This is a genomic window from Pseudomonas sp. (genome assembly GCF_051660785.1).
In the GTDB taxonomy this organism is placed as follows: domain Bacteria; phylum Pseudomonadota; class Gammaproteobacteria; order Pseudomonadales; family Pseudomonadaceae; genus Aquipseudomonas.
Genome location: NZ_JBOFQE010000089.1, coordinates 1 through 15994 on the forward strand (window position 1 = coordinate 1; position 15994 = coordinate 15994).

At 62.0% G+C, this 15994-nt stretch carries 18 protein-coding genes; all 18 read right to left on the reverse strand.

Translation table 11 applies throughout. The features are described 5' to 3' along the window. Nucleotides 1–259: 259 nt before the first annotated feature. The 18 genes from ACRC4F_RS24580 to ACRC4F_RS24665 all read right to left on the reverse strand — a co-directional run bounded on the left by ACRC4F_RS24580 (nt 260) and on the right by ACRC4F_RS24665 (nt 15877). Nucleotides 260–1126, reverse strand: a complete 867-nt coding sequence (locus ACRC4F_RS24580; RefSeq protein ID WP_438661689.1) for a CsgG/HfaB family protein — start codon at nt 1124–1126, stop codon at nt 260–262. Between the two features lie 31 nt (nt 1127–1157). Continuing rightward, nucleotides 1158–1577 (reverse strand): curli assembly protein CsgF, encoded by a 420-nt coding sequence (locus ACRC4F_RS24585; RefSeq protein ID WP_109632931.1) that lies wholly within the window; start codon nt 1575–1577, stop codon nt 1158–1160. After that, on the reverse strand, nt 1574–1966 hold the full coding sequence (csgE, locus tag ACRC4F_RS24590; RefSeq protein WP_438661690.1) for a curli production assembly/transport protein CsgE: 393 nt from the start codon (nt 1964–1966) through the stop codon (nt 1574–1576). The genes ACRC4F_RS24585 and csgE overlap by 4 nt, the downstream gene beginning before the upstream one ends. After that, entirely contained in the window at nt 1963–2502 is a 540-nt protein-coding gene (locus tag ACRC4F_RS24595; protein ID WP_438661691.1) for a type II secretion system protein, read from the reverse strand. The genes csgE and ACRC4F_RS24595 overlap by 4 nt, the downstream gene beginning before the upstream one ends. Then, nucleotides 2477–2851, reverse strand: a complete 375-nt coding sequence (locus ACRC4F_RS24600) for a type II secretion system protein (protein ID WP_131059665.1) — start codon at nt 2849–2851, stop codon at nt 2477–2479. Before ACRC4F_RS24600 ends, ACRC4F_RS24595 begins: the two co-directional genes overlap by 26 nt. A 3-nt stretch (nt 2852–2854) precedes the next feature. Continuing rightward, nucleotides 2855–3328, reverse strand: coding sequence for a type II secretion system protein (locus ACRC4F_RS24605; RefSeq protein WP_438661692.1), 474 nt, complete (start codon nt 3326–3328; stop codon nt 2855–2857). A gap of 2 nt (nt 3329–3330) precedes the next feature. Further along, nucleotides 3331–5184 carry a secretin N-terminal domain-containing protein gene (locus ACRC4F_RS24610; protein WP_438661693.1) on the reverse strand — a complete coding sequence of 618 codons (1854 nt, stop codon included), beginning with the start codon at nt 5182–5184 and terminating at the stop codon, nt 3331–3333. Further along, nucleotides 5181–5699 (reverse strand): hypothetical protein, encoded by a 519-nt coding sequence (locus tag ACRC4F_RS24615; protein WP_438661694.1) that lies wholly within the window; start codon nt 5697–5699, stop codon nt 5181–5183. Before ACRC4F_RS24615 ends, ACRC4F_RS24610 begins: the two co-directional genes overlap by 4 nt. Continuing rightward, nucleotides 5699–6247 carry a GspMb/PilO family protein gene (locus ACRC4F_RS24620; protein ID WP_438661695.1) on the reverse strand — a complete coding sequence of 183 codons (549 nt, stop codon included), beginning with the start codon at nt 6245–6247 and terminating at the stop codon, nt 5699–5701. Before ACRC4F_RS24620 ends, ACRC4F_RS24615 begins: the two co-directional genes overlap by 1 nt. Then, nucleotides 6234–6779: a PilN domain-containing protein gene (locus ACRC4F_RS24625; RefSeq protein WP_438661696.1), complete on the reverse strand. Its 546-nt coding sequence runs from the start codon at nt 6777–6779 to the stop codon at nt 6234–6236. The genes ACRC4F_RS24620 and ACRC4F_RS24625 overlap by 14 nt, the downstream gene beginning before the upstream one ends. Before the next feature lies 1 nt (nt 6780). Beyond that, entirely contained in the window at nt 6781–7584 is an 804-nt protein-coding gene (locus ACRC4F_RS24630) for a hypothetical protein (protein ID WP_438661697.1), read from the reverse strand. Then, nucleotides 7565–9271, reverse strand: coding sequence for a GspE/PulE family protein (locus tag ACRC4F_RS24635; RefSeq protein WP_438661698.1), 1707 nt, complete (start codon nt 9269–9271; stop codon nt 7565–7567). The genes ACRC4F_RS24630 and ACRC4F_RS24635 overlap by 20 nt, the downstream gene beginning before the upstream one ends. A gap of 84 nt (nt 9272–9355) precedes the next feature. Then, nucleotides 9356–9889, reverse strand: a complete 534-nt coding sequence (locus tag ACRC4F_RS24640) for a response regulator (RefSeq protein ID WP_438661699.1) — start codon at nt 9887–9889, stop codon at nt 9356–9358. 218 nt (nt 9890–10107) lie between these two features. Beyond that, nucleotides 10108–11061, reverse strand: coding sequence for a peptidylprolyl isomerase (locus tag ACRC4F_RS24645; RefSeq protein ID WP_438661700.1), 954 nt, complete (start codon nt 11059–11061; stop codon nt 10108–10110). Nucleotides 11062–11075: 14 nt separating this feature from the next. Then, nucleotides 11076–12626 (reverse strand): cytochrome c/ABC transporter substrate-binding protein, encoded by a 1551-nt coding sequence (locus ACRC4F_RS24650; protein ID WP_438661701.1) that lies wholly within the window; start codon nt 12624–12626, stop codon nt 11076–11078. 11 nt (nt 12627–12637) lie between these two features. After that, nucleotides 12638–13258: an SCO family protein gene (locus tag ACRC4F_RS24655; protein ID WP_438661702.1), complete on the reverse strand. Its 621-nt coding sequence runs from the start codon at nt 13256–13258 to the stop codon at nt 12638–12640. Beyond that, on the reverse strand, nt 13255–13911 hold the full coding sequence (locus ACRC4F_RS24660; RefSeq protein WP_438661703.1) for an SCO family protein: 657 nt from the start codon (nt 13909–13911) through the stop codon (nt 13255–13257). Before ACRC4F_RS24660 ends, ACRC4F_RS24655 begins: the two co-directional genes overlap by 4 nt. A 13-nt stretch (nt 13912–13924) precedes the next feature. Continuing rightward, nucleotides 13925–15877, reverse strand: a complete 1953-nt coding sequence (locus tag ACRC4F_RS24665; RefSeq protein ID WP_438661704.1) for a YncE family protein — start codon at nt 15875–15877, stop codon at nt 13925–13927. Between the last annotated feature and the right edge of the window lie 117 nt (nt 15878–15994).

Sequence of the window (15994 nt, forward strand, 5' to 3'; positions counted from 1 at the left end):
AACGCCGAGCCTAGGCGAGGGGCCGGACGCTTGGGGCGAGCGTTTTTTTGCTTACTTTTTTTAGGCGCTTGTAAAAAAAGTGAGTCGCCGTAAGGGCGAAACCGCCAGCCGCCGTTACCGCAGGAATGGATATGTACACCTGAAAGAGACTGGTCGGCTGTCAGACCGCCATCGTCGGAGCGCCGCCCGGAGCAGACTCACTCCCACAGCTGGACGGCGCACATCAGGAGAACCTGGTCGGCCCGAAGGCCGCCTCGGTTCACTCGTCCTCACCCTCAGGCACAACCTTGGCCTGAGTCAGATAACGATCCAGCGTCGCATTGTTATCAGGCGAAGAATTATCCCCGGCAACCTGCCACAAACGCCGCTCGATCCCCTGAGCCAACAGGTGCCCGACAGCCGCCTCGATCGCCGACAACACACACAACTGCGCCGGCTCGTTCGTGGTGTACCCGACCTCAGCCTCCAGCAACTTCTTGAACTCGATAAACTTGAACACCCCGGCACTGCGACCCACCGAGTAAATCGTTTTGCTGGTCATCACATTCGCCAGCACCTGCCCGCTGCGCACATCCACCGCGCGAAGGTTCACCGACACCTGGTCCACCCGATACTCCCGGGAAATATCAATCCCCAGATACCGCGCCCCTTCCCCGCCACTGCGCACGTTAGTGTCATAGGCAATGATCCCGCCTTCCAGCATCAGATTCGCCGCCTGCAACGGTGGCAACTCACCCTGAATATTCACTGGCGTATTGGGCTTTTTCTGCGAAGCGCGGATGATCTTGCGCTCGGTCAGCAGGTTCTGCAGCCCCTCCCGTTCCAGCACCACAAACCAGCCACTGGCCTGCAACGCATCCATCAACATGCTCGCCGCGCCCTGGGTCACGCTGGTCGAAAACGAACTGGCCGGGGTCGGTTTGTACTGCCCGGTCTGATCCCGGAAGCCGTACACCACCGCCATCAACCGGCCCTTGGGTCGTGGCATGTTCAGCAAGTCGTAATAGGTCGACGCCCGAGGTGTCAGGGTCGGTGATTCGGTGTCCTGCTCGGCGCCCACATTCTCGCGCAAACTGCACCCTTGCAATGCCGCCAACATCAGCCCCAGCGCTATTATTTTTTTCATGTCCGTTTCTCCCCATCGACCCGAATCCCCATCAAGGGGCGAGGCCATTCACCTGGATTTCCGAAATTTCACCGGTCGCTCGGTCGGTCACTTCAATGGTCAGTGCACCGGAGTCGTCGACGACGTTGACGATAAAAGCGTCGGTGGACAGGCTCCCGGTATTGCCCGTGGAGATGTTGTCCAGCAACTGCCCCAGCAGCCGCGATTGCAACTGGCTGGTGAAGCGTTCGAGGGCCGAAGTCCCGGCGACCGAGGTGCGGTTTTTCAGGTCTGGATCGTCGTAATCGTTTTGCGCCTGAGCGTTGTTCAGCAACCAGGTGCCGTTCAACGGGTTACCGCCAAACGAGGGATTGATGGGCGTGTAAACCAGCTCCGTGGCGTGCACCAGGCTGCAACTGCCCAGCCCGATCAACCAGAGCCCGAGGTTCCGTGAGACAGTTTTCGTTTTCATAATTCGTCCCTCTCAAGGTCCGTAGTGTCCTGCAACAAGGCTTCCAGCTTGCGCTGGACAATCTGTCCGCGTACCCAGTCAGCGGCGTCATAAGCCTCGTCCTTGAGTTCCACGGTGTTCGGCGGCAGGAAGCGCCGATAAACCAGTCGCTGCTGATATTCCACGGTCACCAGGCTGCCCCAGCGTGCCGAAGGTCGTTCGCGTACCACCAGGTTGAAATCCATCGGGCTGGTGGCGCGCAGGCGTTCACTGAACGAGTAGTAAAAGTCGTGGCCGATGTGCGAGATCGTGTCGTCGACGATAAAACCTTTCATTTCATCCTCCTCGGCGGCGCCAGCGAACGTCGCCACGCATGCGAGGATCAGGCCCGACAGCCACTGGCGGTTCATGGCGTCACCGCCTGAGGCGATCCGGCCTGGTTTTTCACCGGCCCTGAAGCGCCATCGAGGAAGGCTTTCTCGGCCACGAACTGCCAGTCCTTGTAGCTCGCCATGCCGGTGAAGTCCGACCACTGGCTGGGGAAATCCGACTGCTTGAGCGGCAGGTCCGTGGAAGGACTGCTGAGGCCGGTGATGCGCCCGTCGAACCCGCGCATCAAGGTCCACTCACCGCCGCCGATCGGGTCCGGATAGAGCTGGCGAATGTGATGTTTGGCCGACGGAAAACGCTCGTCCTGCAACAGGTCTGCAAGCTCTTTCGGGTACTGCGCCAGGCCTGGCGAACTGCGGTAATAACTGCGCAATGCCTGGGCATACTGAGTGCCGACCCACAGCAACTGGCGTTCGCGGTCACGGCGCGAGGCGGTGGACCACAACTCGCCGGCACTGGCCAGGCCCATGCCCATCACCATGATCAGAAACAGCACGCCCAGGTAAGTGAACCCGGCCTCGTCGGCGGGCCTACCACTCGGAATAAAGGCTGCCATCACGCGCCCTCCCTGTGGATCCGCTTTTGATATCGGCGACCCCGCCCGGTACGCCGTCCGGCGGCGCGACCAGCACCCAAAGGTCCTTGCGCTCGGCAATCGGGTCCATCGGCGGGTTGCGCAAGTAACGCTGCTCCACCAGTTGTTCCAGGGAATCGGGATAGCGCCCGGTGTCGCCGTAGTAGTGATCCAGGGCTTCGCGCATGGCCGACAGACTCTGGCGCAGCGTGGTTTCTTTCGAGGCTTCGAGGCTGTTGAAATAGCGTGGCAAGGCGATGGTCATCAGGGTTGCGATGATTGCCATGACCACCATCAGTTCCAGCAGGGTAAAACCCTTTTCCCGACGCATGATTCACCACTCCTTGTACGCGATGCCGTTGAGACCCTTGCCCTTTGCATGGGAGTAAACGTCGAAGACGTCTTCGCCATCGCGCGGGTTTTGAGCCGTACTGTCGTAAGAACGCAAGCCCCAGCCACCGTCGTCGTCACGCTTGACCGGCATCAGCGGGTCATGCGGCACGCGCCGTAAAAAGTAGAACTTGGCCCCCTTGGCGCTGCGCACATCGCGCACGCCTTCCACCAGCACTTGCAGGCTCGGTGGATAGCCGCTGCTGTTCAGCGACTTCTCGATGTAACCGGCGTCGAAGGCGCGTTTGTAGGCGTCGATGGCGTCGCGGATCTGGTACAGCGCCGTGCGCAATTCCTGCTCCTTGCCCCGGCGCACCACGGTCTCGGTCAGCGGCGCGGCCATGCCGGCCAGCAGGCCGATCAGGGCCAGCGTCACCACGACTTCGATCAAGGTAAAACCACGTTGCGAGGCGTTCATGATCAGTCCTTCTTGACGACGACAGTGTTGGAAGTGGACGCTACCGGCGGCCGATCAAGGGGTTTAGTTTGAGTCGTCTCCTGCATCCGGCGATCAGGCGCCTGGATGTGCATGCTGGTTTCGGTGCCGGTCGGGAATTCCATGTCCGACGGGCTCTGGTACGGCAGGTTGCGCACAATCCGCGGGGTGATGGAGAGCACCAGTTCCGACTTGCCGACGGTGTCCTTGTTGCTGCCGAACAACCGGCCCAGACCGGGGATGTCGCCAAGGCCCGGAATCTTGTTGCCCGTGGCGCCATGGTCGTCGCGCATCAGGCCGGCCAGCACCTGGGTTTCGCCGTCATGCAGGCGCAGGGTGGTCTGGGCGTTGCGGGTGTCGACCTGCACCGGAATCGTCCCTTGGCGAGTCGGTTCCAGCGGCGTGGCGTTACTGACTTCCAGGGCAATTTTGATCGCCACTTCGTTGTTCAGGTGCACGGTTGGCTGCACTTCGAGCTTCAGACCGACGTCAAGGTAAGTGACGCTTTCAGTGATCACCGGGCCTTGGGTCGACGGCACCGAAGTGGCGCTGATGATCGGCACACGCTGACCGATGTGGATACGCGCCTGCTCACGGTTGCTGACGCGGATCACCGGGCTGGCCAAGGTATTGATGTCGTTGTCCTGGGCGTTGATCTTGGCCTGGGGCGACGGCGAAATGGTGATCCGGCTGGAGTTGATGCCTTTGAGTTGATCGAGCAGGGTCACCGCCGAGCCGTCGCTGTTGACCACGCCGAAGGTGTTCGGCCATTGCAGGCCAAGGTCGAGAATGCGTTGGGTGGCGACTTCCATCACCTCCACTTCCAGCACCACTTCAGGGTTTGACTGGTCTTGCGATTGCAGCAGTTTCTCGGCCATGCGCACGGCGTCTTCGGTGTCGCGCATGGTCAGGGTGTTGAGGCGTTCATCGACGAACACGTCACGGGTCTTGAGCATGGTCTTGATCATGTTCAGCGCAGTGTTGGCATCGATGCTGGTCAGGTAGAAGGTGCGCATCACCAGCTCCTGGTAATCCTTGAGCTTCTGCGGCGAGTCCGGGTAGATCAGCAAGGTGTTTTCGTTCACCACTTTCTGATGCAGCTGGTTCTGTTGCAGCAGCAGTTCCACGGCGTCTTCGATGCGCACGTCACGCACGAAGATGGTGGCTTTCATGTCCGGGCGCAGGTCCTTGTCGAAGATGAAGTTCAAACCGGCGACCTGGGACAGCACTTCGAAGATGGTTTTCAGGTTGGCGTCGCGAAATTCCAGGGTCACCGGCCGGTCGAGACGGGTGCGTAGTTGCGGATAAGGAATCACGTTGCGGCTTTGCACCAGACGGATATTGCTTTGCAGTTCCAGGGCGCCTTCATTCTTGGGGTCCAGTTCGAGGATCTGTTTGACCTGGCGGTCGGCGCCGTAGATATCGCCGCGACGCAGGTCGCCTCGGGCCAGTTCGAGTTTGTCATCGAGACTGCGCATGTGTTCGAGTTGGCGCAGGGAGTCCTGGGCCCGACGGTTGTTGGGTTCGATGGTCAACACCCGGCTATACGCCATGCGTGCCGACGCGAAATCACGCTGGGCGCGATCCATGTCGCCCTGGGTCAACAACGCCGTCACGGCACGGGCACGGCCGCTGGTCAGGGCCAGGTGCAGTTCGGTGTTGCGAGGGTTTTCCTTGATCCCTTCCTCGATACGTGCCAGGCCGGCTTCGTACTGCCCCGACGCCATCAGGTCGGTCCCCTCCTCTTTGGCAACCTGCGCCGAGCTGCACGCGGCCAGCGCTGCGCACAGGCAAAGGCTCATCAGCGCTCCTAGCGTATTACGGCATGATCTGTTCATTGCGTGCTCCCCACAGACAAGGTCTGGGACAAATGCAGAGGCAGGTAGACAAAGCTGAGTTCCACATCGGAAATCCCCTCGATCCTCCAGGTGTCGTCGATCACATCCCCTTTGCGTACGACGTATATTTTTTCGCCGTTCTGCAAAAAAACTTGCAGGTCGGAACTGTCAGTCAGCCTGCCGACGAACTGGAAAGGCATCGGCGGTACGCTGGGGACTTGCACCACCGGGGTCTGGTTGACGGGTTGTTCGGTGACGCTGGCCAACGTCGGTGCAGCCTTCCAGCTGCGGGCGGCGAACAAGTCGCCGGACGGGCTCAGGTCTTTGATCGCCGCAGGTTTGCCGGTGGCTACTACGGCCGGCAGCGTGCCGCGGATTTTGCTTTTGGCGGGCGTTGTCGCCGTTGCGACCAATGCATCACCTTCCTCCGACGGCATGAAGTAATCAGGCCCCCAGGTCAGCGCCGCGGCCACGCCGAAGAACGCCACCCAACCCACTGCGCGTTTGGTATTCATCATGACCTCGACAGGTAAAGGGTCATGCGGATCCGCCCGGTCAGGTCGGTGTCGGCGATCTTTTTACGCTGGAACTCCACGTCCTCCACCACCACGGCCGGCAACTGACCGAGCAACGCGTGCAGGAAGCGCCGCAGTTGCGGGTAGCTGCCGCGCACCGGCAGCAGAATCTGATAACGCGCCAGATGGGTCTTGGGGTCGATGCCCAGTGAGTACTCACCCCGTGCCAGGGTGATGCGTTCCTGAGCCGCCAGCGCGTAGATCTTGTCGATGGCCACGGTGGCTTGGGGCTGCGACGGCAATTTGCTGCGGAAGTCGTCGAGCTGACGTTGCGGCACCACCGGGGCGGCGACACTGCCGTCTTCAACCTTGGCCAGGTACTCGCCGGCTTCGCGGGTCTGTTGGCTGAGGGTTTGCAACGAGTTCCAGTCCGGCATCAGGCCACCCAGGGCCCAGGCCAGCGCCAGCAGCAACATCGCCAGCCCAGCCAGACCTGGCACGCCCAGGCCTTGCAGGTATTCATGGACGATCAATCTAGAGATTTGCATCGCCGATCTCCCAGCTAGCCGACAGGTTGAATTGCACCGGTTGTTCCGGCGATTTCACGACGATTTCGTGGCTCAGCAGCGACACATCGGAGAGCTCGTCGCTGGCTTCCAGGCGCTGGTGGAAGTCGAGCATCGCTTCCAGGTCCCGAGCCTCGGCGCTGATGCGCACCTGGCCCTTGCGGGCATCCGGGGTCAGGGTCAGCAAGGCGACGTTGTCGCGCGGCATGGCTTCGAGCATGGCGAACAGGCGCTCCCAGGGCCGGCGCAGTTGCTGCGAGACCTTGCGCATTTCCGCCAGGTTCTGCGCCTGCTCGCGGGTTTCTGCCGGGCTCAGGGTGACTTTGCTGCCGGTGTCGCCGGTGAGTTCGCGCTGGGCGTTTTGCAGATGGCCTTGCTGTTGCGAGGCCTGTTCGGCGACGTGCTGCTGGGCGACAAAACAGGTCACCACCAGCACCACGCCACCTGCCAGCAGGCTCCAGCCCAATGGGCCCGAGCGGCGGCGTGGCTGGAAGTCGAGCGTCAGGGCGCGCATGTCAGGCCACCGCCCGGGACATGACGTACAAACAATCGCGTACGTCAGTCCGGTCTTCTTCGAGGGTGCGCAGGTGCACACCGGGTACGTCGGGCTGCACATCGAGGCGAGCCGGGGCGTGCAGGTAAACGTTCAGCGGCCGTTCGCTGGTGGAGGCCTGCAACTGGCTTTCCCGGCCGATCAGCGCGGTCAGTGCGGCATCGCTGTCGCTGCCGCCCACCGAGCGCACCGAGGTCCAGCGCCCTTCCCTGGCCAGCAGCAAGACACTGCGCACCGGCTCGGCGACCACGAACAGGAAATCGCCGGCATCGAGGCTTTTATCGAAATGATTGAACGCCGCCATCAGGTACGGCTGCACCGAACGCAGGCGCAGGCCACGACCGCTGACCAGGCTGCGCAGACGCGCCAGCAAGTCCTCGGGCAACGCGGTGGCGATCCGGTCGTGACCCGCAGGTTCGGCCGACAGCACCATGCTCCAGGGTTGGGTCGGTACGCCGTAGAGGTCTTCGAAACACAGTTGGGCAAACCCGAGCAATTCGTCAGGGCTGGTAATTTGTTCGCTCCAGGGCACCAGGCAGAAACGGCTGAAGTGCCCGGAGATCACCACGCTCAACTCCGCACCGGTGGTTGCATGTTCGCCCAACAGGCGGTCGAGGGTTTCGAGGGCGACGGCCCAGGCATGGAAGCCTTCGTCGATATAGCCGACGCTGCCCAGCCACAGGGTGTCGCCACCCTTGCGCTGACCCAGGCCGACACCACTGGCGCCGAGCACGGCGACATAACGATCACGAGACAAAAGTGACACGATTGATCTCCTCGAGCGTGGTCCGCCCATCAGCAACCAGTTCCAGGGCCGACTCGCGCAACAGGCGCAAGCCACGTTTGCAAGCGTGTGCCTTGATCTTCGAAACGGGTTGGCGCTCGACGATCATCTGCCGCAGTTCGTCGTCCAGGTGCAGCAGCTCGGCAATCGCGGTCCGCCCGCGATAACCGGTGCCGCGGCAATGGCCGCAACCTTTGCCATGGACGAAGTGGTAGTGATCAACCTTCTGCGGATCGAGACCGGAGAGGCGCAGTTCTTCGTCGGTCGGGTTGCTCGGCGCGCTGCAACTGGCGCACACCAGGCGGATCAGCCGCTGGGCGAGCACGGCGTTGAGGGCCGAGACCAGGCTGTAAGGGTCGATTTCCATCTGGGTAAAGCGGCCGATCACGTCGAACACGTTGTTGGCGTGAATGGTGGTGAACACCAGGTGCCCGGTGAGGGCCGATTGCACGGCGATCTGGGCGGTGTCGGGGTCGCGGATTTCACCGACCATGATCTTGTCCGGGTCATGGCGCAGGATCGAGCGAAGGCCACGGGCGAACGTCAGGCCTTTCTTTTCATTGACCGGGATTTGCAGCACGCCCGGCAACTGGTATTCCACCGGGTCTTCAATGGTGATGATCTTGTCCACGCCGTGGTTGATCTCGGTGATCATCGCGTAGAGCGTGGTGGTCTTGCCGCTGCCGGTCGGGCCGGTCACCAGCACCATGCCGTAGGGTTCGGCGGCCAGTCTGCGCAGCTGGCGCAGGGTGTTTTCTTCAAAGCCCAGGGCCTGCAATTGCACGCCGCTGACCTTGTCCGCCAGGTCCTGTTTGTCGAGGACCCGCAGCACCGCGTCTTCACCAAAAATGCTCGGCATGATCGACACCCGAAAGTCGATCTGCCGACCGCTGATGCCGATCTTGAATCGACCGTCCTGAGGCACGCGTTTTTCGCCGATGTCCAGCTCAGCCATGACTTTGACCCGGGAGATCACCTGCTCGGCGAACTCGCTGCCCTGGATCTTGCTGATGTTGTTCAGCACGCCATCGATCCGGTATTTGATCACCAGGCCGCTGCCGGTGGTGCCCAGATGGATGTCGCTGGCGTGCATTTTCAACGCGTCGTACAGCGTCGAGTTGACCAGTTTGACCACCACGCTGGCGTCTTCGCTGATGCTGGTCAGGGACAGGCTTTGCAGGGTATCGATTTCGACATTGGCGTCAGCCTGGGCGTTGAGCGATTCCACCGCGTGGAAGCTCTCTTCGTGGCGCGCCAGATAGGCTTTCAGGTCGTCGGCATGCACCAGGTACAGCGGCGCACCGTGCAGGCAATCATCGATCCAGGCCAGGCGCGCCGTGTCGAACGGGTCGGCAAACACGCCAATGACCGCATCGTCGTGACGCAGCAGGATGAATTCGCGTTTGAGGCATTGGGCCAGGGTGACCCGGTCGAACACCGGGGTGGCTTGAAACAGAGTGTCGGTGTCGAGCACCGGATAATGCAGGGTAGCGCCGAGGCACTGGATGAAGGGCATGGGGGCCAGTTCGCACAACACCCCGAGGGCTTCCAGAACCCGTTCGCCGGAAGTGGTGGCCAGGGCCCGGGCCTGGGCCAGTTGCTCACTGGAAAATCGCGACGGTACACATTCCAACTGCGCCGGTTCTACGGCAAGGGATAGACGGTCCATGGCATGCTCTCCAACGCCGGGGGCTTTGAGCCCTGTCGACGCGGCAGGCCATTACGGCAATTGCCGGAACGTCTTGTCGCGCCACTACTCCCCGGTGAGCATTTGTTCGTCGTCTGGTGCCTTGGAGGTCGATGGACTTCGTCGACGATCTGCCAGCACCCAACTACCGTCGTACAGCTGCAGCGGGAAGCTTTCGGTCCTGCTCTGGCGTCGTTCGACGAATCCTTCGGATGGGCTCGCGCCTGTTCGGTTTTCCCGCTCCATCCCCAGAAGGTCACAGACTGCACGGGCCAATTCCGCCAACGGAAACGGTTTGAACAGGATATGGCTGACTCCCAGTTGCCGGGCCCGCTCACAGACTTCAGCGGTTGGGTGCCCGGTAATCAGCACAAAATGGCACTTCCTGTTCTGGCGGACGGCATCGAGCACCTCAAAGCCTTCCATATCGGGCAAGCGGTAATCGAACACCATCACATCGGGTGCAAAACGTTCGACTTCGTCGATTGCCTTGGCACCGTTGTGAGCTATCCGGACTTCCAGTGCTTGCGCCTCGAGATAATTCTTGAGGTTTTCCGCCAGCAGCTGTTCGTCTTCAACAACCAGTACTTTGTTTAACAAGGTGGACTCCTTGAAACCGCAGGTCCGATATTCGTGCCTGGGAGTACGCGCCTTAATTAGGCTAACGCACACTTCATGCCAGACTGAGCGCCGGTTTTTGGCCGATTCATCTCTATGATTTTCATGAAAAAATCTTTTCGTTCAGGAACCCCGTCCCCCAAAGACGGGGAAGCGCTCGAATTTGCCCTGAAGCTTTCCCCACTTTTGGGGGGGAACCTTCAATCATCGTCAATCCGTTCGATTCGATTGCTTGATCGCAACTGCGCCAGGACGCGTAGGCGAGTCTGATCCTTTTGCTGTCGGGCAAGGTAAGCCCGAACCAATTCAAGCCCCTGAGTTTCTGAGACATCGGCCGCCTCCATGTGGTTCTGCAAGTAGATCAAATGCCAGCCCAACGGCGTGCGCACCGGCGCGCTGACGGCGCCCGGCGCCAAGGCAAATGCCGCGGCTTCGAATTCCGGCATCATACGCCCACGGGGAAAATAGCCCAGATCCCCGCCTTCGGTGGCGGAGGCATCATCGGAGCCGGCCCGGGCAACGCTGGCAAAGTCCTCGCCCTGGCCGATTTTCACCCGCATCTCCTCTAAGCGTAGCCGGGCGGCTTCAACCGTGGCGGCATCGGCACCTTGAGGCACTTTGACCAGGATGTGCCGCGCCTGGATTTGCTCGGGCCGGTTCATCTCGGCGCGGTGTTCCTCGAAGAACGCGCGGACCTGTTTTTCGTCCGGCTCAGCAACCTGGATGAGGTCGGCAAAGACTTGCTGCGCCGCGAGCTCACGGCGTGTGTACTCGATAAAGCTGGCCTCGTCGAAACCGGCGTCTTCGAGCCTGCGGGCGAACACCTCGGCACCACCGATTGCTTGCCGCGTCTGGTCGACCTGGCTTTGCACCACTTCATCGCTGATCTCCACCCCACGCTTGCGCGCTTCCTGCCACAGCAACTCTTTGTCGATCAAGGCGTCCAGCGCTTTCTGGCGCAGTTGTTTGTACGCCTTGGGATTGCGAATACTGCCCACTGCCCGGCCCTGGTCCTCCAGGAATTCGGCGAAGTAACGCTCCAGGCGGAACTCGGAAATGACCTCGCCGTTGACTCGCGCGGCGACCGGGCCGTTGCTGGCGAACGTAATGGGGACCCACACCATCAGCAGAATCAGCAGCGTCTTGAGTTTCATCTTCAAGCCTCCCGTCAGGGTGTCGCGGCAATGGGTTTGTACGGTGCGACCAGATAGAAACGCTGGTCGGGCAAATCCACGGTGACGATATGGGCACCGCTCAAGCCCAATCGGCGGCCCGGGCCGAAGCTGATCAGCGGGGTCAGCCCGGTGTCGAAATCGTGCAACCCTTCCAGGGCACTGACCAGTTTCTCGCGGCTGGCGTCGCGCCCGGCCTGTTTCATGCCTTCGCTGAACAGCAGCATCGAACTGTAGGCGCCGACCTGCAGCACCGCGTGCTCACCGCCCAGGCCCTGGTTCTTGCGCAATTGCGTCAACGCCAGGCGTCCGGCCAACGTCCAGTCACTGGGCACGAATGGATAGGCCAGGAATACCCGTCGGGAAAAATCACTGGGCAACTGAAACAGGTCGCCTGCCACCTGATTCGACGCCGCGAACAGGTAAGGCACCTGCCCCGCCGCTTGCAAGCGCTCGGCGAGGCGACTGAAACCGACGCCGCTGCCCAGGTAAAATACCGATCGCGAACCCAGCGGCAGCTCGTCCTGCGCCGAGCTGTACGCCTGCAACCGCACTTGCTGCCAGGCGTGATCCTGCAAGTACTGGCCGAGGTTCTGCGCCGCCAGTCGTTGGTTCGGCTCATCCGGATAGGTAATCAGTGTCGGTCCCTGGAGCAAGCGCAAATTGGCGGCTCCGTAGTCGGCCAGGGCGATCAGCTGTTCGCGCAGCCCGGACAGCGGTTCAAAAATCTGCCGACTGGCCTGGGCCATGCCCTGCAGCGAAAGCGGCCCGATCAGCGGAATGCCGGCGCGTTCCAGTCGCGTGACCAGTTCCGTATCGAGCGCGGGTGCCAGTGGCGCGATCAGGGCGAACACCTGTTCCTGGTCGATCAAGCGGTCCAGCGCCCGTTCGGCACTGGCGCGGTCCGGGCCGGGGTCGAGGACAGTCAGGCGCAGTTGCCGGCCATGAATCCCGCCCGCCTCGTTGATCCGTGCGATGCTGCCCTTGAGCACCGACGACACGGTTGCGCCCTCTTCCGCCAACGGTCCCCGGCTCGGCAACAAGGTGCCCAGGTGCAGGCTGTCGGCGGTGAGGCCGGGGTCGAGGTCATCGGCCACGCGTTTGAGGTAAGCCATCAGGTTGCGCTGATCATTCATCGACAGCACGAACCGCGGCATTGCCGGGTCCAGTCGATTGTTCGCCGGATCCCGCCCTTCCTGAATGGCCCGGGCAAGTGTGCTCTCGGTATAGGCCGGGTAATTGCGACCATTGATTTGCTGCTGGCCGTAACTGCTGGAAAGGCGCGACCAGCTGATGTTCGGCGGCCGTACCCCGCCTTCGGGCCGCCCCTGAGCATCGGCGCCATGGCAATTGGCGCACGGCAGGCTGGTGGCGGGCAGCAGCATACCCGCCGCCCCGACCCTGGCCATGATCGGCTCACCACTCCCGGATACACCCTCGCGGTACAGCCGTTTGCCGGCGCTTTCGCTGGGGGTCAGCGGCAACGCACTGGCGGCGAGGCTGATGCCGCCGAGGAGCAGCAGGCTGAGGGCGAGGGCAAATTTCATGGCGCGCGGGCTCAACGACCGGCCACGGGCATTGTCAGCAACTGCAAGCGCTGGGCAATGGCGGCGGCCGGTGCATCGGGACGGATTTTGCTCCAGCGTTTGTTGGCCACGTCACCGACAATCAGCTGCGTCGAGTGCTGCTCGGGGGTCGGCACAATCTGGCCGATGCGCCCCAGTACAAGGTCCATTTGCGCCTTGTCGCCGGTGAGAAAAAGCCAGTGGGGGCCATCAACGCCCTGCTTCAAGGTGTAAGCCTTGAGTACCGCCGGCGTATCGCGCAGCGGATCACTGGTAAGGGAGATAAAGGTGATGCCGTCGGCCTTGTCGCCCAGTACCTCGCGAACTTCCTTGAGCTTTTGGGTGATCAGCGGGCAGGCATCGTTGCAACTGGTGAAAATCACGTTCAGCAGCACCACGCGGTTTTGCAGCGCATCACTGTAGAAACGCAGCGTGTTGCCGTTCTGGTCCAGCAACGGCGTGTCGGTAAACCAGGTTTTCGCATCCCGTGTGCCGCTGGCCGGTTGCGCGGCGGCGACCGTCGGCGCGGGTTCGTGATGCTCCTCGTGGGAAAACGCCATGAAGCTGATCACGCAAAAACACATCGTCAGGAAGATCAATACGAGGGCTTTCATGGCTGGTGCTCCATGGCAATGGCGGTGTGTTTGGCGTGGGCGTTGCGCTGGCCGCTGAGTTTCTCGACTTCACGTGTGAGCACCGCCGGGTCGGTGAAGCCGTAGTAGCGCGTCCAGTGGCGGCTGTTGCCGTCACCCACGAGGATCAGCGGTTGATGGCTTTTAAAGTCACCGCTGAAAGAGCCGAGGCCCTTGAGGGTTTCGTTGATCGATTGCGAGCTGCCGGTCAGCCAGCTCCAGCCCGGTCCCTTCTGGAAACTGCGGGCATAGTCGTTGAGGCGCTTGGCGTCATCGCGCTGCGGGTCAATGCTGATCGACACCAGTTGCACTTCGTCACCGACCCTGGCGCCGAGTTGCTTCTGCACCTTGCCCATGATCGAGGACACCACCGGGCACACCGTGGTGCAACTGGTGTAAATGAAGCTCATGACCACGATCTTGTTCTTCACCAGGTCCTTTTCCAGTCGCACCGGTTTGCCGTTCTGGTCCACCAGCGCGACGTCGGCGAATTTGACCTGGGCGCTCTCCGAACTGGCGCTTTTGGCCGGCATCTCGTGCCCGGCGTGTTCATCCGCCGAGTGCGCCAGGGCTTGGCCGATGCCGACAGCCAACAGGCAGAACGTCAGCAGTCCACGGTGTGCGAATCGGTTCATGTCTGTTTCCTCTTCAGTGGGCATCGCCGGGTAGCACCCGAACGCTGGCAAAGGTCTTGTCATCGAAACTCGCGCCCAGGGACGCCGCGCTCACGTGCAGGTACCAGGCGCCGTTCTGGTCGAGGGTCACCGGCGCTTCATAGATGCCGTTGCCCACTTCAAGGGCGGCGACGTGTTGGGCCCGGGAAGTCGGGGCGCGGAAGTAGCGCACCTGAACGTCCTTGACCCCGCTGCGCTGTACCTTCTGCTGGCCCTGGACAATGCGAAACCGCACGGTGTAAGGGCTGCCGAGGGCGGCGGTGGATTTGTCGAGCATGAACTCGACTTTTGGCACGCCGGGGAGTTTTGCGTGGTTCTTGTCCGGTTCAACCAGCGCCGTGAAGCAATGGATGATGTTCGGTTGGTTGAGCAGGAACGCCACGTCGAAACGCCCGGCCACTGGCAACTTGATCCGCGAACTGTAGAGCCCGGGCTCGACCTCGCGCAGGCTGCGGTCGATGACCATGGCCGCCCGCGCCACTTGCCCGCGATTGGGATAACCGGACATCGGCGCGTTCATGCCTTCAGCGTAGAAATAAGTGGTGTTGTCCACCGGGTTGACCACGAACACCGCGTTGTCGTCCCGCGACACCGCCAAGCTCGAAGCCAGCGGCAAATCACCGGCCAGCCGTGGCGCCTGAGGCCCGGCTTCGAAACCCTGGCTGATCGGTGTGCGGCCCGCCCCCAAAGACGAGAGGTTGATCATCGTGACCTTGGCCGAGGCCAGTCCGCGCACGTAGGCGTAGGCCTTGGTGAACACCACTTGATAGGGTTCGGCGGACACGTCCAGCTCATGGATCATCGAATCAGTGGCCGCGTCGATCACCGCGGCCTGGTTTTCCAGGGTATTGAGGGCAATGCCGAAACGCCCGTCCGCGCTGAACCCCATCGGGCCCAGGCCCTGCTTCATCTTGATCACCCGCCGAACCGCGAGGCTGGCGGTGTCGACCACGGTCACGGTGCCGTCCTTGCCGTCGGCGACATACACCGCCTGGGACAGCGGCGAGTACGCCACCGAGAGCGGGTGCGAGCCGGTCTTGAGTTGCTTGCTGATGGTCAGGCTGGCGATGTCGATGATGCTCAGCGTGCCGTCGTCACGGTTGCTGACGAAGGCGTAGCGGCTGTCTTTGCTGAAGGCGATTTCGTGATGCCCGGCGCCGGTTGCCAGGTGTTTGAGGGGCTTGAGGCTGCGGGTGTCGATCACCGTGACCCCGGACTGCTCGGCCGTTTTCGCATTGTTGCCGACCCACAGCAGGCGCTCGTCCGGTTGCAAGGCCACGCGCACCGGGTTGTTGCCGGCGGCGACCGAGTCGATCATTTTGAATTGCTCGCTGTCGATCACCGCCACTTCGTCGGCGGTCGGCATGGAGACGAACACCCTTTTGTTGTCCTTGGGCGTGGTCCAGTCCATCGGCGGTTGCTTGATGTCGATGCGCGCCATGGTGCTGGTGATGCCGCCCACCGACACCGACGGATCGACCACCGAGACGCTGGCGTCGCGGTTCATCACCAGCAGGAAGTAACTGTTGAGATCGAGCATTGGCCGCGCGCCGATGCTCGATTTCAGGAAGACCCCGACCCGGGATTTGCAGCTCTGCTCGCGGCCCTGGGCCTGGTCGGCGGCGACGGTTTCCGGGTCCAGCCAGGCGCCGGGGTTGACCCCTGACAGCGGCTGGCCCGAGGCACTGTCGCTGACGCGGAATTGCACGTCGGCAAACCCGCCTTCACGCAACACGCCGTCCTCGGCCAGTGGCTTGACCTCAAGCGCCACCGAAATCCCGTCGCGGGAGAGGTTCTGACTGCTCCAGGTATCCGGCAGCGCGACTTCGCTCAGCAGGTTGGGCGGCGCGGTGCGCCAGACGCCGAAGCTGATCAGCGCTACCCCGACAGCCAGCACGCAAACGGCGAATCCGATAGTCCTGTTCATTCCACTCTCCCCTTACAGATCTGTGCCTGCCTACTCTTTGCCCTGATGGAACTGGTGTAGCTCCTGTGGGAGCGAGCCTGCTCGCGATGAAGTCACCTCGGTTTTTCGTGGTGAGGC

Coding starts and splice junctions, on each gene's coding strand:
- csgE (WP_438661690.1), bottom strand. CDS start 1,966: ATGAACCGCCAGTGGCTGTCGGGCCTGATCCTCGCATGCGTGGCGACG.
- ACRC4F_RS24655 (WP_438661702.1), bottom strand. CDS start 13,258: ATGAAAGCCCTCGTATTGATCTTCCTGACGATGTGTTTTTGCGTGATC.
- ACRC4F_RS24600 (WP_131059665.1), bottom strand. CDS start 2,851: ATGCGTCGGGAAAAGGGTTTTACCCTGCTGGAACTGATGGTGGTCATG.
- ACRC4F_RS24660 (WP_438661703.1), bottom strand. CDS start 13,911: ATGAACCGATTCGCACACCGTGGACTGCTGACGTTCTGCCTGTTGGCT.
- ACRC4F_RS24665 (WP_438661704.1), bottom strand. CDS start 15,877: ATGAACAGGACTATCGGATTCGCCGTTTGCGTGCTGGCTGTCGGGGTA.
- ACRC4F_RS24605 (WP_438661692.1), bottom strand. CDS start 3,328: ATGAACGCCTCGCAACGTGGTTTTACCTTGATCGAAGTCGTGGTGACG.
- ACRC4F_RS24645 (WP_438661700.1), bottom strand. CDS start 11,061: ATGAAACTCAAGACGCTGCTGATTCTGCTGATGGTGTGGGTCCCCATT.
- ACRC4F_RS24620 (WP_438661695.1), bottom strand. CDS start 6,247: ATGCAAATCTCTAGATTGATCGTCCATGAATACCTGCAAGGCCTGGGC.
- ACRC4F_RS24615 (WP_438661694.1), bottom strand. CDS start 5,699: ATGAATACCAAACGCGCAGTGGGTTGGGTGGCGTTCTTCGGCGTGGCC.
- ACRC4F_RS24595 (WP_438661691.1), bottom strand. CDS start 2,502: ATGGCAGCCTTTATTCCGAGTGGTAGGCCCGCCGACGAGGCCGGGTTC.
- ACRC4F_RS24635 (WP_438661698.1), bottom strand. CDS start 9,271: ATGGACCGTCTATCCCTTGCCGTAGAACCGGCGCAGTTGGAATGTGTA.
- ACRC4F_RS24585 (WP_109632931.1), bottom strand. CDS start 1,577: ATGAAAACGAAAACTGTCTCACGGAACCTCGGGCTCTGGTTGATCGGG.
- ACRC4F_RS24580 (WP_438661689.1), bottom strand. CDS start 1,126: ATGAAAAAAATAATAGCGCTGGGGCTGATGTTGGCGGCATTGCAAGGG.
- ACRC4F_RS24610 (WP_438661693.1), bottom strand. CDS start 5,184: ATGAACAGATCATGCCGTAATACGCTAGGAGCGCTGATGAGCCTTTGC.
- ACRC4F_RS24650 (WP_438661701.1), bottom strand. CDS start 12,626: ATGAAATTTGCCCTCGCCCTCAGCCTGCTGCTCCTCGGCGGCATCAGC.
- ACRC4F_RS24625 (WP_438661696.1), bottom strand. CDS start 6,779: ATGCGCGCCCTGACGCTCGACTTCCAGCCACGCCGCCGCTCGGGCCCA.